The sequence below is a fragment of the Neisseria viridiae genome, from assembly GCF_962747995.1.
Lineage (GTDB): Bacteria > Pseudomonadota > Gammaproteobacteria > Burkholderiales > Neisseriaceae > Neisseria > Neisseria viridiae.
The window spans coordinates 1-17585 of the sequence record NZ_CAUJAJ010000010.1; the positions used below are offsets into that span (position 1 = coordinate 1).

13 protein-coding genes are annotated in these 17585 nt (G+C 52.9%); 9 read left to right on the forward strand and 4 right to left on the reverse strand.

From position 1 onward, the window contains the following. Window positions 1–686 precede the first annotated feature (686 nt). From Q9J79_RS06830 to Q9J79_RS06845, 4 genes are all read left to right on the forward strand, one after another. Entirely contained in the window at window positions 687–977 is a 291-nt protein-coding gene (locus Q9J79_RS06830; protein ID WP_002214868.1) for a co-chaperone GroES, read from the forward strand. Between the two features lie 92 nt (window positions 978–1069). Further along, a complete protein-coding gene (gene groL, locus Q9J79_RS06835) occupies window positions 1070–2704 on the forward strand; it encodes a chaperonin GroEL (RefSeq protein WP_002227699.1) in 1635 nt (544 codons plus the stop codon). 597 nt (window positions 2705–3301) lie between these two features. Then, the gene (locus Q9J79_RS06840) at window positions 3302–4837 is read left to right on the forward strand and encodes a sodium-dependent transporter (protein ID WP_301911658.1); all 1536 of its coding nucleotides are present in this window, start codon (window positions 3302–3304) and stop codon (window positions 4835–4837) included. Continuing rightward, on the forward strand, window positions 4834–4926 hold the full coding sequence (locus Q9J79_RS06845) for a methionine/alanine import family NSS transporter small subunit (protein WP_304685361.1): 93 nt from the start codon (window positions 4834–4836) through the stop codon (window positions 4924–4926). The genes Q9J79_RS06840 and Q9J79_RS06845 overlap by 4 nt, the downstream gene beginning before the upstream one ends. A 51-nt stretch (window positions 4927–4977) precedes the next feature. Here Q9J79_RS06845 and Q9J79_RS06850 read toward each other — a convergent pair whose 3' ends face one another. The 3 genes from Q9J79_RS06850 to lptM form a co-directional block, all read right to left on the reverse strand. Further along, on the reverse strand, window positions 4978–5409 hold the full coding sequence (locus Q9J79_RS06850) for a toxin-antitoxin system YwqK family antitoxin (RefSeq protein ID WP_301911657.1): 432 nt from the start codon (window positions 5407–5409) through the stop codon (window positions 4978–4980). Between the two features lie 204 nt (window positions 5410–5613). Next, window positions 5614–6834 (reverse strand): diaminopimelate decarboxylase, encoded by a 1221-nt coding sequence (gene lysA, locus Q9J79_RS06855; RefSeq protein WP_301911656.1) that lies wholly within the window; start codon window positions 6832–6834, stop codon window positions 5614–5616. 10 nt (window positions 6835–6844) lie between these two features. Beyond that, on the reverse strand, window positions 6845–7015 hold the full coding sequence (gene lptM / locus Q9J79_RS06860; RefSeq protein WP_002246479.1) for an LPS translocon maturation chaperone LptM: 171 nt from the start codon (window positions 7013–7015) through the stop codon (window positions 6845–6847). A 70-nt stretch (window positions 7016–7085) separates the two neighbouring features. Here lptM and cyaY point away from each other — a divergent pair, with 70 nt between their 5' ends. The 5 genes from cyaY to glnE all read left to right on the forward strand — a co-directional run bounded on the left by cyaY (window position 7086) and on the right by glnE (window position 11624). Continuing rightward, window positions 7086–7409: an iron donor protein CyaY gene (gene cyaY / locus Q9J79_RS06865; protein ID WP_301911655.1), complete on the forward strand. Its 324-nt coding sequence runs from the start codon at window positions 7086–7088 to the stop codon at window positions 7407–7409. Between the two features lie 32 nt (window positions 7410–7441). After that, entirely contained in the window at window positions 7442–7861 is a 420-nt protein-coding gene (locus Q9J79_RS06870) for a DUF2251 domain-containing protein (protein WP_301911654.1), read from the forward strand. 21 nt (window positions 7862–7882) lie between these two features. Beyond that, complete coding sequence (gene luxS, locus Q9J79_RS06875; protein WP_301911653.1) at window positions 7883–8389, forward strand: S-ribosylhomocysteine lyase; 507 nt, start codon at window positions 7883–7885, stop codon at window positions 8387–8389. Window positions 8390–8467: 78 nt separating this feature from the next. Then, window positions 8468–8737 carry a hypothetical protein gene (locus Q9J79_RS06880; RefSeq protein WP_003751664.1) on the forward strand — a complete coding sequence of 90 codons (270 nt, stop codon included), beginning with the start codon at window positions 8468–8470 and terminating at the stop codon, window positions 8735–8737. Window positions 8738–8933: 196 nt separating this feature from the next. Continuing rightward, window positions 8934–11624 carry a bifunctional [glutamate--ammonia ligase]-adenylyl-L-tyrosine phosphorylase/[glutamate--ammonia-ligase] adenylyltransferase gene (gene glnE, locus Q9J79_RS06885; RefSeq protein WP_301911650.1) on the forward strand — a complete coding sequence of 897 codons (2691 nt, stop codon included), beginning with the start codon at window positions 8934–8936 and terminating at the stop codon, window positions 11622–11624. A gap of 934 nt (window positions 11625–12558) precedes the next feature. Here glnE and app read toward each other — a convergent pair. After that, window positions 12559–17583, reverse strand: a complete 5025-nt coding sequence (app, locus tag Q9J79_RS06890) for an adhesion and penetration autotransporter App (protein WP_301911648.1) — start codon at window positions 17581–17583, stop codon at window positions 12559–12561. Window positions 17584–17585 lie beyond the last annotated feature (2 nt).

A 17585-nucleotide genomic window follows, 5' to 3' on the forward strand; every position in this document is an offset into this window, starting at 1 on the left:
GGGGGGGGGGATTTTTGCAAAGCTGATTATCGTTTTTATTTGCGAAGTGTTGTTTTTTGTTGACAGGTTTTGTCGGAAATGTAAAAAACGGCGGAAATATAGTGGATTAACAAATGCGGGAATGACGAAGCCTGCGCGGGAATGACGAAAAGCAACCTTTCCGCGTCCTTCCCGCGAAAGCGGGAATCTAGAACCCCTAACGCGGCAGGAATCTATCGGAAATGACTGAAACCGAACAGACTGGATTCCCGCCTGCGCGGGAATGACGAGGCCTGCGCGGGAATGACGAAAAGCAACCTTTCCGCGTCCTTCCCGCCTGAGCGGGAATGACGAAGGGTTAAAGAAATGACGAGAAACGGCGGTAATTTATCGGGAATAACCGAAAACGAACGGAAATCAGGACAAGGCGGCGAAGCCGCAGACAGTACAGATAGTACGGAACCGATTCACTTGGTGCTTGAGCACCTTAGAGAATCGTTCTCTTTGAGCTAAGGCGAGGCAACGCTGTACTGGTTTTTGTTAATCCACTATAAATTTTTTTCCGCCTCACTTGAATTTGCCCGCACACACCCTAATTTTGCCGACTTATACGGGCGGGCCGGCAGGCGGCAGCCCGGTTTCCACTTCAATCTGTCCGAACCGTTCGGGCAGATGATTGTTTTCAAACCATTTATCGGAGCATAAATATGACCATCCGTCCTTTACACGACCGCGTCGTCGTCAAACGCTTGGAAGCTGAAGAAAAAACCGCATCGGGCATCGTTTTGCCGGGCGCGGCCGCCGAAAAACCCGATATGGGCGAAGTGATCGCCGTGGGCGCGGGCAAAATCGGCAAAGACGGCGCGCGCCGTCCGCTGGATGTCAAAGTTGGCGACAAAATCATTTTCGGCAAATACAGCGGCCAAACCGTTAAAGCCGACGGCGAAGAGCTGTTGGTAATGCGCGAAGAAGATATTTTCGGCATCGTTGAAAAATAAATACGGACACGATGCCGTCTGAAACGGCAAACCGCCTTCAGACGGCATAAACGGTTTTATCAGACAGTTTTAATGATTTTTGGAGAATTGAAATGGCAGCAAAAGACGTACAGTTCGGCAATGAAGTCCGCCAAAAAATGGTAAACGGCGTGAACATTCTGGCAAACGCCGTGCGCGTAACCTTGGGTCCCAAAGGCCGCAACGTAGTGGTTGACCGCGCATTCGGCGGCCCGCACATCACTAAAGACGGCGTAACCGTCGCCAAAGAAATCGAACTGAAAGACAAGTTTGAAAATATGGGCGCGCAAATGGTGAAAGAAGTCGCATCCAAAACCAACGACGTGGCGGGCGACGGTACGACTACCGCCACCGTATTGGCGCAATCCATCGTTGCCGAAGGCATGAAATACGTTACCGCCGGTATGAACCCGACCGACCTGAAACGCGGTATCGACAAAGCCGTTGCCGCTTTGGTTGAAGAGCTGAAAAACATCGCCAAACCTTGCGACACTTCTAAAGAAATCGCCCAAGTCGGCTCGATTTCCGCCAACTCCGACGAACAAGTCGGCGCGATTATCGCCGAAGCGATGGAAAAAGTCGGCAAAGAAGGCGTGATTACCGTTGAAGACGGCAAATCTTTGGAAAACGAATTGGATGTCGTAGAAGGTATGCAGTTCGACCGCGGCTACCTGTCTCCTTACTTCATCAACGACGCGGAAAAACAAATCGCCGGTCTGGACAATCCGTTTGTATTGTTGTTCGACAAAAAAATCAGCAACATCCGCGACCTGCTGCCTGTTTTGGAACAAGTGGCCAAAGCCAGCCGTCCGCTCTTGATTATCGCTGAAGACGTAGAAGGCGAAGCCTTGGCGACTTTGGTCGTGAACAACATCCGCGGCATCCTGAAAACCGTTGCCGTAAAAGCCCCGGGCTTCGGCGACCGCCGCAAAGCGATGCTGCAAGACATCGCCATCCTGACCGGCGGCACGGTGATTTCCGAAGAAGTCGGCCTGTCTCTGGAAAAAGCGACTTTGGACGACTTGGGTCAAGCCAAACGCATCGAAATCGGTAAAGAAAACACCACCATCATCGACGGCTTCGGCGACGCAGCCCAAATCGAAGCGCGTGTTGCCGAAATCCGCCAACAAATCGAAACCGCGACCAGCGATTACGACAAAGAAAAACTGCAAGAGCGCGTTGCCAAACTGGCAGGCGGCGTGGCAGTCATCAAAGTTGGTGCCGCTACCGAAGTCGAAATGAAAGAGAAAAAAGACCGCGTGGAAGACGCGTTGCACGCTACCCGCGCAGCCGTTGAAGAAGGTGTGGTTGCAGGCGGCGGTGTAGCCCTGTTGCGCGCCCGTGCTGCTTTGGAAAACCTGCACACCGGCAATGCCGACCAAGACGCAGGCGTACAAATCGTATTGCGCGCCGTCGAGTCTCCGCTGCGCCAAATCGTTGCCAACGCAGGCGGCGAGCCTAGCGTAGTCGTGAACAAAGTGTTGGAAGGCAAAGGCAACTACGGCTACAACGCTGGCAGCGGCGAATACGGCGACATGATCGAAATGGGCGTACTCGACCCTGCCAAAGTAACCCGTTCCGCGCTGCAACACGCCGCGTCTATCGCCGGCCTGATGCTGACGACCGACTGCATGATTGCAGAAATCCCTGAAGAAAAACCTGCTATGCCTGACATGGGCGGCATGGGTGGTATGGGCGGCATGATGTAAGAAATGCCGTCTGAAGCCTTCAGACAACAAGCCGCACGGTCAACGCCGTGCGGTTTTTTTGCGAATAAGTGCAGCTAAGGCGCAAACCTTAAAATTGCCAACGCCGTTCTTTGCATTGTTGTTTTTTGATACGCGTGCTTTTGTTTTATTTCCCGCCATCCCCAAAACGAAGAGCGGCAGGAATTTATCGGAAAAACAGCAACCTTTCCGCCGTCATTCCCGCGAAAGCGGGAATCTAGGTTCGTCCGGTTTCGGTTATTTCCGATAGACTCCTGCCGCGTTGGGGGTCTGGATTCCCGCCTGCGCGGGAATGACGGGACTTTAGGTTTTTGTTTTTCTGTTTTTGCGGGAATGACGGGGAAGTTTGCGGTTGTTTCTTATGAAGTGGTTTTTGTATTTGGATAAAAAATTTTTTCGTTTTCAAGCCTTCACCGCTTGCCATCGGCGTTAAATTTTTTTACGATAAGCACATAGATTGTAAACAATCGGCCACAAGCCGGTTTGTTTTTTCAGAAGACATTATCCCTGTCAGACGCTGTTTCTATATATTTCGCCTATAACGGCTTGTTTTTAATAAATAATTCAAGAGGTATCAACGTGTCTGATTCCAAAACGAAAGAACGCGCCACATTCGGCACGCGTCGCGCGTTTATGATTGCCGCCATCGGGTCCGCCGTCGGCTTGGGCAATATTTGGCGTTTCCCCTATATTGCTTTTGAAAACGGCGGCGGCGCGTTCATCCTGCCCTATCTGGTCGCACTTCTGACGGCGGGCATCCCGCTGCTGCTGCTCGATTATGCCATCGGCCACCGTTACCGTGGTTCTGCGCCCTTGGCTTTCCGCCGCCTCGGACGCTGGTTTGAACCAGTAGGCTGGTGGAATGTGATGACCAATATCGTCATCTGCATCTATTACGCAGTGATTATCGGCTGGTCGGCAAGCTATGCCTATTATTCGTTTGATGCCGCCTGGGGTGCGAATCCGCAGGATTTCTTCTTTAAAGATTTCCTGCAAATGGCGGGTGCGGACGCGTTGGGCTTGGATTTTGTCGGCAAAGTTGTTGGTCCGCTGATCGGCGTGTGGATTTTCACTTCCGTCATTATGGCTTTGGGTGTGCAAAAGGGCGTGGCGGGCGCATCGTCGTTCTTTATGCCGCTGCTTTTGGTGATGTTTTTGATTATGGTCGGCATTTCGCTGACGCTGCCGGGCGCGGCAAAGGGGTTGGACGCGCTGTTTACGCCCGACTGGTCGAAGCTCTCCGACCCCAAGGTCTGGGTGGCCGCATACGGGCAGATTTTCTTCTCGCTTTCCATCTGTTTCGGCATTATGGTTACCTATTCTTCTTATTTGAAGAAAAAAACCGACTTGGGCGGAACGGGGCTGGTGGTCGGCTTTGCCAACAGCAGCTTTGAGCTGCTCTCCGGTATCGGCGTGTTTGCCGCACTGGGCTTTATGGCGCAGGCAAACGGGCAGGCGGTTAATGAGGTCGCTTCCAGCGGTATCGGTTTGGCATTTATCGCTTTTCCGACCATTATCAACCAAGCGCCGATGGGCTGGCTGATCGGCATATTGTTTTTCGGTTCGCTGGTGTTTGCGGGCATCACTTCGATGATTTCCATCCTCGAAGTCATCATCGCCGCCATTCAGGACAAGCTGAACATCGGCCGCGTCAACGCCACATTGCTTGTCTGCATTCCGATGGGCATCGTTTCCACCCTGCTGTTCGGTACGACTACGGGCGTTCCCGTTTTGGACGTGTTGGACAAATTCGTCAATACTTACGGCATTGTTGCCGCCGGCTTTGTTTATGTTGCCGCCATCATCATCAGCGGCAGGCTGCCGGAATTACGCAAGCACCTGAACGCCTTGTCTTCCATCCGCGTCGGCGGCTTGTGGACGGTCTGCGTCGTGTTTACCGTCGTGATGCTCGGCTATATCCTGTATCAGGACACCGCCGGATTGTTGGAGAAAAACTACGGCGACTATCCGGATGGTTTCCTCAATATTTTCGGCTGGGGGATGTCGGCGGCGTTAATCGTGTTCGGGCTGCTGCTGTCGCTGCTGCCTTGGAAACACGGTCAGGATTTTAATGTCAAAGACGAACACGAACATGAACAAGGAGGAGAAAAATGAGTACTTCCGCCATTGTGATGATGATTGTCTCAATCGTGATAATCTGGGGAGGTCTGCTGCTTTCCCTGTTAAGGCTGCCGGAAGAGTAAGCCTTTAGAGCGTTAAAAATGCCGTCTGAACTGTTCAGACGGCATTTGCCTTTACGGCTGCCATTCGCGTTCCACCTTGCCCGACGCATCCAAAGTTTGCGCTCGGACGATATGCCCGTCCCGGTACAGGATGCGCGTCCGCAATATGCCCTGTTCGGTATAGCCTTGCGACCAGCCTTGCGCCACGCCGTTTTCAACCGGCGTGTGCGAATGCAGTTTGCCGTTTGGGTGGTAAATATCGACAAAGCGGTCGAACACGCCGTTTTTGACGATGCTTTTCAAGACGCGCCCGTTTGAAGAACGGATGCTGTACGCGCCGTCCGGCGTGCCTGAAGGCGGCCGGCTGTATGGGTTGGCGGGTCGGATGGGCGCGCTTTTCGGCAGGGTGTGAAGCGGCGGCTGGTCGGAGGGAAGGGCGGTGCAGCCCGCCGAAAGGAGGGCAGACAAAGCGGCAAGCAGGAGGATAATCGGGGCGTGCTTCATTTCAATTCCTTAGATATTGCACCCCATAAAAGGGGCGCGTAATTTTTTTCAACAATTCCCTTCGTCAGCCGGGCGAGACGGGGATTTGTTGCGTCGTCATTTGAAAACAGGCTGTGTTTGAATATTCCGCCGATGCAGCCCTAAGATGTAACTTTAAACGGGCAATGCCGTCTGAAGGCTTCAGACGGCATTTTGATGTTCGGCTTACAGGCAGGCGAGTTCGTTTGCCATTTGTTGTTCCAAGGTTTCGCGTCGACGGATGAGCTTGTATCCGCCGCCGTCAACCAACACTTCCGCCGCACGGTTGCGCGCGTTGTAATTGCTCGCCATGCTGGCACCGTATGCGCCTGCGCTGCGGATAAGCAGCAAATCGCCTTCTTCGCAGGTGATGGTGCGGTCTTTGCCGAGGAAGTCGCCGGTTTCACAAATCGGGCCGACGATGTTGGCGGTCAGCGGCGCGATGTTTTTGGTTTCAACCGCTTCGATGTGGTGGTAGGCATCGTATAGGGCGGGGCGCATCAAATCGTTCATCGCCGCATCGACCATCACAAAGTTTTTCTCTTCGCCGTGTTTGACGAACTCGACGCGCGTCAGCAATGCACCTGCGTTGCCCACCAAACTGCGGCCGGGCTCAAGAATGAGTTTCAGACGGCGTGCGCCGATCAGTTTTTGAACCGCTTGGGCATACGCGCCCAAATCAGGCACTTTTTCGTCTTGGTAAACAATGCCGACGCCGCCGCCCAAGTCCAAATGTTCCAAAACAATGCCTTCGGCGGCAAGCGCGTCAACCAAAATCAAAATGCGTTCGCAGGCTTCGATGAGCGGGCTTAAGTCGGTCAGTTGCGAACCGATGTGGCAGTCGATGCCGACGATTTTCAAATTGGGCTGTTGTGCGGCGTGGCGGTAGGCTTCGAGCGCGTCGGCGTAGGCGATGCCGAATTTGTTGGCTTTCAGACCTGTGGAGATGTAGGGATGGGTTTTCGCATCGACATCGGGGTTGACGCGCAGGGAGACGGGCGCGGTTTTGCCCAAACGCGCGGCAACTTTCTGAATGCGGTCGATTTCGGGAATGCTTTCCATATTGAAGCATTTCACGCCGGCATTCAGCGCAAATTCAATTTCTGCCTCACTCTTGCCCACGCCGGAAAAAATCGTTTTCGCCGCGTCGCCGCCTGCCGCCAAAACGCGTGCCAATTCGCCGCCGGACACAATGTCAAAACCGCTTCCCAAAGAAGCAAAGTGCTTGATGATGCTTAGGTTGCCATTGGCTTTAACCGCATAGCAGACGAGCGGGGAGAGCTCGGCAAACGCGGTTTGGTAGTGTTCAAATGCTTCGGTCAGCGCGGATTGGCTGTACACATAAAGCGGCGTGCCGAATGCTTCGGCAAGGCGGGGGTAGGGGACTTGTTCGCAAAATAGGGTCATGTTTTCGTTTTCATTTTTGGGTTTGTGAAGCGGATTGCGGTTTGCTTTGAAGCTGCAAACCGGTTTGGATTACGCCGAAGCGCGCCTTGTCGCCTTCTTTGGGCAGGTAGAGATCGCCTTTGTAACCGCAGGCGGAAAGCAGGAGGGCGGTTGCCGCCGCAAAAAATACGCCGTATTTCATCGGTAAACTTCCTTCATAAGCGCGAATGTGGCAAGATTCGGCATCTTAAACAAAAAACACGCAAAAAGCTATGATGACCGAAAGCGAGTTTATCCGCACGAGCGAAGCATTGTTCGAACACATCGAAGACCAAATCGACGAAAACGGCTGGGATTTCGACTGCCGGTTTGCCGGAAACGTCCTGACCATCGAAGCCGGAGACGGCACGCAAATCATCGTCAACCGCCACACGCCCAACCAAGAATTGTGGATTGCCGCAAAAAGCGGCGGCTACCATTTCGCCGAGCAAAACGGCAAATGGCTGGCAACGCGCGACAATCGCGATTTTTATGATGTTTTGAACGAAACCTTAAGCGCGGCTTCGGGCGAAGCGGTGGCAATTGCCGAATTGTGATTCAATTTTCGATATAAAAAGATTGTTACCCAATGGCACAATTACCTCTATATCGGACTGCCGAAATCAGAGACTTTACTGTCGGCACGCCCGAAGTTTTAGAATCATTTTTCGAACATGTCCCTTATGGCGTCGTCTTTGAAGACGACGGCGACACAGGCTACTTTTATGCTTCCTCGAAAGATGGGATTTTGGATGCTTTACATATCTACAATGTCGAAGATGTATCCGACAAACATATCCCCAATCATGTTTTGATCTTATGGGACGAAGCCTGCACTTTGGCAGCTTTGTGCATCAACGACTACATCCATGCCGTCTATGATTTTGTCGCGCAGGCAGGATATTGCCGCAACGGCTTCCCTGAAGCACAAGGCGAATGGCCGAAAGTCACAGACCGCGTCTTGGACGATGAATTGCTGGACAAAATCCTATCCCGAAAATCTACATAACCTACTCAAAAGGATAACACGATGCCCCTGTTAGACAGTTTCAAAGTCGATCACACCCGTATGCACGCCCCCGCCGTACGCGTGGCGAAAACCATGACCACGCCCAAAGGCGACACCATTACCGTATTCGACCTGCGCTTTTGCGTTCCCAACAAAGAAATCCTGCCTGAAAAAGGCATTCACACGCTGGAGCATTTGTTCGCAGGCTTTATGCGCGACCACTTGAACGGAAACGGCGTGGAAATCATCGACATTTCCCCGATGGGCTGCCGCACCGGTTTCTACATGAGCCTCATCGGTACGCCCGACGAGCAAAAAGTGGCCGACGCATGGCTCGCTTCAATGCAGGATGTTTTGACCGTCCAAGACCAAAGCAAAATCCCCGAGTTGAACGAATACCAATGCGGCACCTATCTGATGCACTCGCTTGCCGAAGCGCAGCAAATCGCGCAAAACGTGTTGGCGCGCAAAGTGGCGGTTAACCGAAACGACGATTTGGCTTTGGATGAAAGCCTGCTGAACGCTTAATCTGTTTTGAAATGCCGTCTGAAAGTCAGAATCTGTCTTCAGACGGCATTTTGTTTTCCGACAGTTTATAAACTGTCGTTGTTTCTTGACAGAAACAACGACCTTATTTATTTGAAACGATTGGAGAACATGATTATGGGCTTTTGGGATAGCGCGGCAAATTTGGCAAAAGAAGCAGGAGAAGGCGTAAAGCGATTTAACGAGAGAAGCCGTAAATTGCAGAACGAATATCAGCAGGAATCCAGTGAAAAATTACGCCGTGTCGTAAAAAGCGAAGGTTTTTTCGGTAATTCGGCACAAGAAAAAGCCATTGCCCGCAAAGTTCTGAAAGAACGTGGCGAAGGCTAAACAAGGGTAGCGGCATTTGCCGCTGTTTTTTATCGGCAGGCATCCGTCCGAATATCGGGGCAAGGTTTCAGACGGCATCGAAGGTTGCTATGATATAGTAGCTTGACTTTAAACCGGTACGGCATCCCCTCGCCTTGTCCTGATTTAAAGTTAATCCACTATCCCATTCCCGCCATCCTTCCAAACGGAATCCGAAATGTCCGACAACCGCCTCGACACTGCCCGCCGCCATTCCCTCTTCCTCGCCCGCCAGCTCGACAACGGCAAACTCAAGCCCGAAATTTTCCTGCCGATGTTGAACAAGGTGTTGACCGAAGCGGATTTCCAAGCTTTTGCCGATTGGGACAAAATCCGCGCGGAAGAAAACGAGGAAGAATTGGCGCGGCAGTTGCGCGAGTTGCGCCGTTATGTCGTGTCGCAGATTATCGTGCGCGATATCAACCGCATCAGCGATTTGAACGAAGTAACCCGTACGATTACGCTGTTTGCCGATTTTGCCGTCAATACCGCGCTGGATTTCGCCTACGCCTATTATCAGGATATGTACGGTACGCCAATCGGGCGTTATACGAAATCGCCGCAGCATTTGAGCGTGGTGGCGATGGGCAAGGCGGGCGGCTATGAGTTGAACGTGTCTTCCGACATCGATTTGATTTTCATCTATCCCGAATCGGGCGATACCGACGGCAGGCGCGAACGCGGCAATCAGGAGTTTTTCACCAAAGTCGGGCAGAAACTGATTGCGCTGCTGAACGACATTACCGCCGACGGGCAGGTGTTCCGCGTCGATATGCGGCTGCGGCCGGACGGCGATTCGGGCGCGCTGGTGTTGAGTGAAACCGCGCTGGAGCAATATTTAATTACGCAAGGGCGAGAATGGGAACGCTACGCGTGGTGCAAAGGCCGCGTAGTTACGCCGTATCCGAACGACATCAAAGCGTTGGTGCGCCCATTTGTATTCCGCAAATATCTGGATTACAGCGCGTATGAGGCGATGCGCAACCTGCACCGCCAAATCCGCAGCGAAGTCAGCAAAAAAGGCATGGCGGACAACATCAAACTCGGCGCGGGCGGCATCCGCGAAGTCGAATTTATCGCCCAGATTTTCCAGATGATACGCGGCGGACAAATGCGCACGCTGCAACTGAAAGGCACGCAGGAAACGCTGAAAAAACTTGCCGAATTGGGCATCATGCCGTCTGAAAACGTCGAAACCCTGCTTGCCGCCTACCGCTTCCTGCGCGATGTCGAACACCGCCTGCAATACTGGGACGACCAACAAACCCAAACCCTGCCTACTTCGCCCGAACAGCAGCAACTGCTCGCCGAAAGCATGGGCTTCGACAGCTACGCCGCCTTTTCAGACGACCTCAACGTTCATCGGAACAAGGTCAATCAGTTGTTCAACGAAATTTTGAGCGAACCCGAAGAACAAACGCAAAGCAACAGCGAATGGCAATGGACATGGCAGGAAAAGCCTGATGAAGAAGAACGGCTAGGCCGTCTGAAAGAATATGGGTTTGATGCCGAAACCATCGCCACGCGGCTCGACCAAATCCGCAACGGCCATAAATACCGCCATCTTTCCGCACACGCCCAGCCGCGTTTTGACGCCATTGTGCCGCTGTTCGTACAGGCGGCGGCAGAGCAGAACAACCCGACCGATACGCTGATGCGGCTGTTTGACTTCCTCGAAAACATCAGCCGCCGCTCCGCCTATCTCGCCTTCCTCAACGAACATCCGCAAACCTTGGCGCAACTGGCGCAGATTATGAGCCAAAGCTCGTGGGTGGCGGCGTATCTGAACAAATATCCGATTTTGTTGGACGAACTCATCAGCGCGCAGCTTTTGGATACCGCGTTTGATTGGCAGGCACTCGCCGCCGCCCTTTCAGACGGCATCGAAGCCTGCGGCGGCGACACCGAAGCGCAAATGGACACCCTGCGCCGCTTCCAACACGCCCAAGTCTTCCGCCTCGCCGTCCAAGACCTCGCCGGATTGTGGACGGTAGAATCCCTCTCCGACCAACTCTCCGCTCTTGCCGACACCGTCATTGCCGCCGCTCTTTCGTGCGCGTGGGCGGATATGCCCAAAAAACACCGCGACACGCCGCAATTCGCCGTTGTCGGCTACGGCAAGCTCGGCGGCAAAGAACTCGGCTATTCCTCCGACCTCGACTTGGTCTATCTTTACGACGACCCCCATCCCGAAGCAGGCGATATTTACGGACGGCTCGCCCGCCGCCTGACCAATTGGCTTTCCGCCGCCACCGGCGCGGGCAGCCTCTACGAAACCGACCTGCGCCTGCGCCCCAATGGCGACACCGGCTTCCTCGCCCACAGCATCGCCGCCTTTGAAAAATACCAGCGCGAAAACGCATGGACGTGGGAACACCAATCCCTTACCCGCGCCCGCTTCATCTGCGGCACGCCCGAAATTCAGACGGCATTCGACCGCATCCGCACCGAAATCCTCACCGCCGAACGCGACCAAACCGCCTTGGCAGGTGAAATCATCGAAATGCGCGAAAAAATGTTCCCCACCCATCCGCCGGTTGACAGCAACGTCAAATACGCGCGCGGCGGCGTGGTCGATGTCGAATTTATCGTCCAATATCTGATACTTGCCCATGCACGCCAGTATCCGCAACTCCTCGACAACTACGGCAACATCGCCCTGTTGAACATCGCCACCGACTGCGGCCTCATCGACAAAACCCTCGCCGAACAAAGCCGCACCGCCTACCGCTTCTACCGCCAGCAACAACACAACACCAAACTGCGCGATGCGGAAAAAACCGAAGTAACCGACGAATTACTGTCCCATTACGGCAATGTCAGGAAATTGTGGCGGGAAGTGTTCGGGGAGGAAGTGAAATTCAAGTAAAGCAGGTATTACGAAGGGAGGATTAAGTCATTAGCCGCATAGCGGGGTTCTACCATCTACGCCATCAAAACAAAAGGTTGTCCGAAAACGCTTTTCAGACGACCTTGTTAGCAATAATCTCCCCGTGTGCAAAGTCCATGCTACAACAATATGAAACACGTAGCAACACATCTCCGCCACACACAACTTATCGGCATGGTGTAGGTAAAGAATTCTTAGAAATTGCATTGGCATCAGAGGAATCGCAGCAAGCCGTAGGTCGGATACTTGTATCCGACAAAAGTCTGCCATCTCAAATAGCCGTCGGATTCGAGAATCCGGTCTGCCAAACCGATGTTGGAAGTCCCTGAAGCCGAGTTGGATTTGGTGAAAGAAAAACTGCCGCAGATTATAGCGGCAGTGGGTCGGGTATGAATTGGGAAGAGGCGCATTAATGTTGCAGAAACTTATCTGAAAAAACCTTGCCGCCGTCATTCCCGCGAAAGTGGGAATTGAGTCTGTTCAGTTTCTTTGAGTAACTTTTAATTCGTCATTCCTACGAAAGTGGGAATCTAGGATGCAGGGTTGGAGAAACCTTTTTTCCGATAAGTTTCCGTGCCGACGAGGCTGGATTCCCGCCTGCGCGGGAATGACGGCGAAGCGGTTTCTGTTTTTTCCGGTAAATACCCACAAGCTAAAATCCCGTTATTTTCACCAAAAACAGAAACCTAAAATCCGTCATTCCCACGAAAGTGGGAATCTAGTCCGTTCGGTTTCGGTTTCTTTTGAGTTTTGAGTAACTTTTAATTTGTTATTCCCGTGAAAGCGGGGATCCGGAAACTCAAAGCGGCAAGAATTTATCGGAAACGACCGAAACTCAAAAAACCGGATTCCCACTTTCGCGGGAATGGCGATATGGCTATTTTCTATTTTAATGATAACCCCTTTTGTTTGCTTACCAGCGGTAGCCTAATTTGATGCCCGCGCTGTGTTGCGCTTCCAGTTGCGGGCCTTTGGCGGCGGCAGCGTGGAGGGACAGCGTGAAACCTTTGATTTCGGCGTTTACGCCCCATTCCGCACTGCGGGTTTTGCCGAAATCCTGAGCCAATACGGCGGTATTGACGCGCGTTCGGACTTTGCCCGAAGCGGCATCGGTATAGGACAGGCTCAAATAAGGCGTGATGGAAATGTGTTGCGCCGATTTGAATGAATAATCTGCCTTAATGCCCGCGCGGTAGCGGTTGAACGCAAGGCCGGGGGTGGCGATATTGACGTTTTCGTAGCGGTAATCCGCTTTTTGGACGAAATAGCGCGTTGCGCCGATGTACGGTTCGATGCCGAATCCGCCGAAACCGGCGCGGTATCGTGCCTGAATGCCGTAATGCAGCACGCGGCGGCGGATTTTGCTTCCGATGCCGTCTGAAAGGCTGCCGCTGCTGAAACCCGCGCCCGCGCTGATGCCGATGTCGAACCTGCCGATGCCGTATTGCCCGAAAACGGCGCTGTGGGCAAGCCGTGCCGAGTTGCCGATGCCGTCGTCGAAGGTATTTTCGGTCCGGTTGTGCGAAAACAGGATGCCGACGCGACCGCTGCCGAGGTTTTTCTGCATACCGATTTGGCGCAGGTCGGTTTGTTGGCGGTAGGCGCGGAAATCTTGCGAACGGTAGTGTTTGGTGTCCCGGATGCCGCTTGTCCAAACGGCGTTGCGGCGGTCTTCGGCAAACACGCGGTCCAATTCGTCCTGTACGGCGAAAACGCTGTTGAGCGTGGCGGAAAATTCACTCAAACCGCTATTGGCATAACGGCTGATCAGGTCGCGTTGCGGTTGGGGCTGCGGTTGCGGCAAATCCCGGCGGGCGCGGCGGAAGGCGGTAGTAACCGGCCGGGTTTCCGCTTCGCGCTGTTTCGCCAAGGCGGTGTCTTTATCCGCCTGCGCCTGTTTTTTCTCTTCCTCAGCCTGCATAATGCCGGCATTTTCCCCGCCTGCCTGCCGGGCCAGTTCGGCAACGCTTTCTGCCTTTTCGGCGGCATCGCGCCCGGCCGCATTCAGCGCGTCAAGGCTTTGCGCGTTGTCTTTTTCCGCCTGTTTCTTGGCTTCCGCCGCGCCTTCTCGCGCCGCTTCCGATTGCCGGGCGGCGGTTAGGGCGGTTTGCGCCTCCTGTTCTTTTTGCGCTTTATCGGACTGCCTGCGTTCCAACAATGCCCGTTTTGCCTCCAGCCCTGCGCGTTCGGCTTTGGCGTTTTGCAGTTCCGCCTCCGTTATAACCAGCTCTTCCTTCACGTTCGCCAGTGAAAGCACCATTGATTGCAAATCTTGTTTTTCTTTCGCTATTTCCGCGATTTTGTCGGCAAGGGCTTTTGCCTCCCCGGCGGCGGCAACGGCTTTTTCACGTTCGTCCCTGATTCGGTTCAGGCGCGTCAATTTGGCTTCCGCCCAATCGATTTTGGCGGTTTGTTCGGCAATTTGCTCCTTCGCCAGCGCAAGGTTTGCCGCGTCCGCATTTTCCGCACCTTCCAAGGTGTTGCCGCGCCGGTAGCCGGCATCGGCTTCTTCGGCGCGCCTGCCTGCTTCGGCTGCCGCCGTTTTTGCCTGCGCCCACGCGGCTTCTTTTTCCGCCTGTGCGGCTTGGGCGGCGGCGGTTTGTTTTTTTGCCTCTTCAAGTTCGGCATTGAGGAGGTTCAATTCGCTTTCAGACGGCACAGCACCGGAAATTGCCGCCTTTTTCAAGCGCACCTTTTCTTCTTCCTCCTGTTGTTTGGCGGCAAGTTGCGCCTGTTTCGCCGCCAGGGCGGCTTCTGTTTTTCCCGCTTGGTCGAGTTTGTCGGAAAGCTCTTGCTCTTTGACCGGATTATACAGGCGGAACTCGCCGTCTTTGCGGATAAGCTGATAACGCCACGCGCCGGCATCGACGTGTTCGTTTTGCAGGGTGAAATTAAGGTTTTCGGACAGCGGTTTGTTGTCTTTCCCTTCCACTACCGTCAATTGCTCGAGGCTTACGGGTTCGTTGCCGGTATTGTTGACCGCCAAGGTGTAAGTGCCTTCGGAACTTTCCGCCAGCTTCAATTTGTCGCTGCGGTAGCCGAAGAGTTCCGACATAAAGCGGAATGTTCCCTGACCGTTCAATTTGCCGTTTACCGTCAGCGTGTTGAAACGGGATTCTGCCGAAGCCTGCGGTGTAACGGATAATAGGGAACGGCGCGAACGGCGGCGCGGCGCATCTGCCGCACTGCCGGTTTGCGCGCCTGCCGCATCGTGTCGATAGGCGGAATTGAGTGTAATGGTGGCGTTGTCAAGGTTTAAATTGCCTAATTCCGTGCCCGACGGCAGCGTCCATTCGCTGTCTTTTAAGTGTAATGCCGTATCCTTGCCGCCGCTGATTTGTCCGGTAAAGCGGCTGTTTTCAAAATGGAATACTGCCTTATCGGCTAGGGAGACATTGCCGTTGAGTGCGGAATGGCTTACGTTTGCCTTAGCGTTGTCGGAAAGCGTCAGACTGCCGTTTTGTGCGGCGTTGTTGCTTAGATTAAATGAAGCATTGCCCGAAGCCGATGTGTTGCCGTTTAATGTGGCTTGATTAAATGTTGCTTGGGCATTGCCCACGAGGCTAAGGTTGCCGTTTTGGGTGGCGTTGTGCGTAACCTCATAGTGCGTGTCTCCGCCTGCGGTCAGATTGCCGTTGAGTGTGGCAAGCCCTGTGAGATTTAAATGAGCGTGATCGGCAAGGCTGACATTGCCGCTGATGTCGGTCTTGGTCAATGAAGCAATCACTTTATCGTCGGTAATGGTTTTTTCGGTACAGCTTGTCAGACCCGTCCAGTCCGAACGTGTACAGATTGTGTGGCTTTGATGCGGTGCGACACCAAAAACTGCTTGGGCGTGATTGCTCAAATGCCAATCGCCTTCCACTTTGGCAACATTGCGGGAAACCACCGCCTGTCCGCCCTGAATATGGAAATTTTCCGCTTTAAACGTGCGGTTAATCCAGTCGTTGTCCCACACGATTTCTCCGCGAGGAATGCCCTCTTTTTGTGACCAATGGTCGTTTAAATGATTGTAGGCGTGCGGTGTTGGTCTGCCGCTGAAAAACAGTTTGCCGTTTGTTTGCGTGATGTTGCCGTTTAAATTTGTTCCGCCGGAAAGCAGCAGGGTGCGGTCTTCTGCGGCGGGCTGGTAAACAAGGTTGAGCCGCCCGTTCGTTTTGGCCGCATCTTTCTCGCCAAACCAGCCGTTGTAGGCAATTTCTTTTTTGCTATCCAAGCTGTTGTTATTGCCGGTTGTGGCAATATCTTTATTGCCTGTAATGGTAACGGTGGATTCTTTGTCTTGATTGTGGTTGACAATCATCGCCCCTTCATCTGTATTTTGAATGCGGTGGAACGAAAGCGAATGCCCGTTCAAATCCAAACGACCGCCGCGAAAGCCGAAATAGAGTTTGTCGGGGTTGAACTGATTATCGGCATTCAGTTGCACCGTACCCCTGCCGCTGACCAAGCCGATTTCACTAAAGGCTTGTTTTTTGTGTTGTTCATCCTCTTGCTGATCCAAGATTACTTTACCGTCGCCCACGCTGATCGAGCCTTGGTTTTCTCCTTTGGCTTGAACCAGCAGCGTGCCTTTGCCGATTTTGGACAGGCGGTCGTTTGCCACGCCGTTTACTTTCCAAGTAACGGTACTGCCTTCGCTGGTATGGATACCCGCGCCTTGCCACGTTTCGTTGTTTTCAGGCGAGACCGTAAAATTACCCTCAAAATATAAACCGCCCGCGCCTTGGTTGATGTTGTTTGATAAGATGAGTTTGCCGTTGCCGTAATCGATAAAAGAAAGGTTTTCACCGTTGTTTAACCTTGGACGGTACTGATTAACACCCCCTGCCGCGTAAACTGGTTCTTTATCAGTTTCATTCAAAGATTCGTCAAACAGTCGGACTGTCTGTACTTTAAGCTTTGGATTGGAAACCTTTTCGTTGGTTTCTGTTACCGTACCCGTACCGTTGTTGTTGGATGTAAAGGAAAAATGTCCGTTACTGCGCGGTTCGAAAAAGACGGTATGTGTATCGCCTCTGTAAATGTCATCGTAGAACCAATCTTTGCGTATCAGCTGGAAACCGTTTTCCCTGCCGGAATAAGGGTAGCCGGTTTGTAAAACTCCGTTGAGCAGCCATTTATTGTTTGTTTTGTCATAAATAAACATTGGCGAACCGCTGTCGCCTGCCGCACCTGCAATCGGCATAGGGCCATAGTCGTTGGCATGGCGCACATCGCCGCCCAAACTAACTACGCCATTATTTCCCCAACCCTGCATATGTGTATTGCCGCCAATTAACCATGCGCCGGAGTAGGATAAATCGCCGTGTTTGTCATCATCATAACGCCAATAGTGGTGTCCTGAGCCGATGCGGACACGCTCGGGATATTTTTCTTTATCGGAATAGGTATTTCCCCTCATGTCACCCGTCATTTCGACAGGTTCTGCATCGGTTACGAACTTATGCAAACGCGGCATATGGTAATCGCCGTTGTAAGGGTGTGAATTGTCAGGCTTATAATTATTTCTTTTTACAATTTGATAAGAAAAACGGTGCTGATCGGGATTGTTTCCCTCCGCACCAAAATCCACATTGTTATAGCCGCCGTTATGCGCCACGCTCACAATATATTGATCGCCCACCAATGCCGCCACGCCGTTACGCGATACCACAGAAAAATCAATCATCGGGGCTTTTGTCATTGATTTGCCGACCAACTCCCCTTTTTTGTTGTAAACCTCAATATCCTTCGCCCCGACTGCAAACTTCCCCTTATTTTCGGCAAAGTCGCGATAGTATTGGTAGTTGATGCCGAAATAAGTGTGTCCCGCCCGGGCTTGGGGCAGAATGCCGAACGACAGGCATATGGCCAAGTAAGCAGGCGAGAAGCGGATGCGGCCGGTTTTCGGGGCTTTGCGGTGTGTTTCGGTTGTCCGTTTGTCGGTTGTTTTCATTA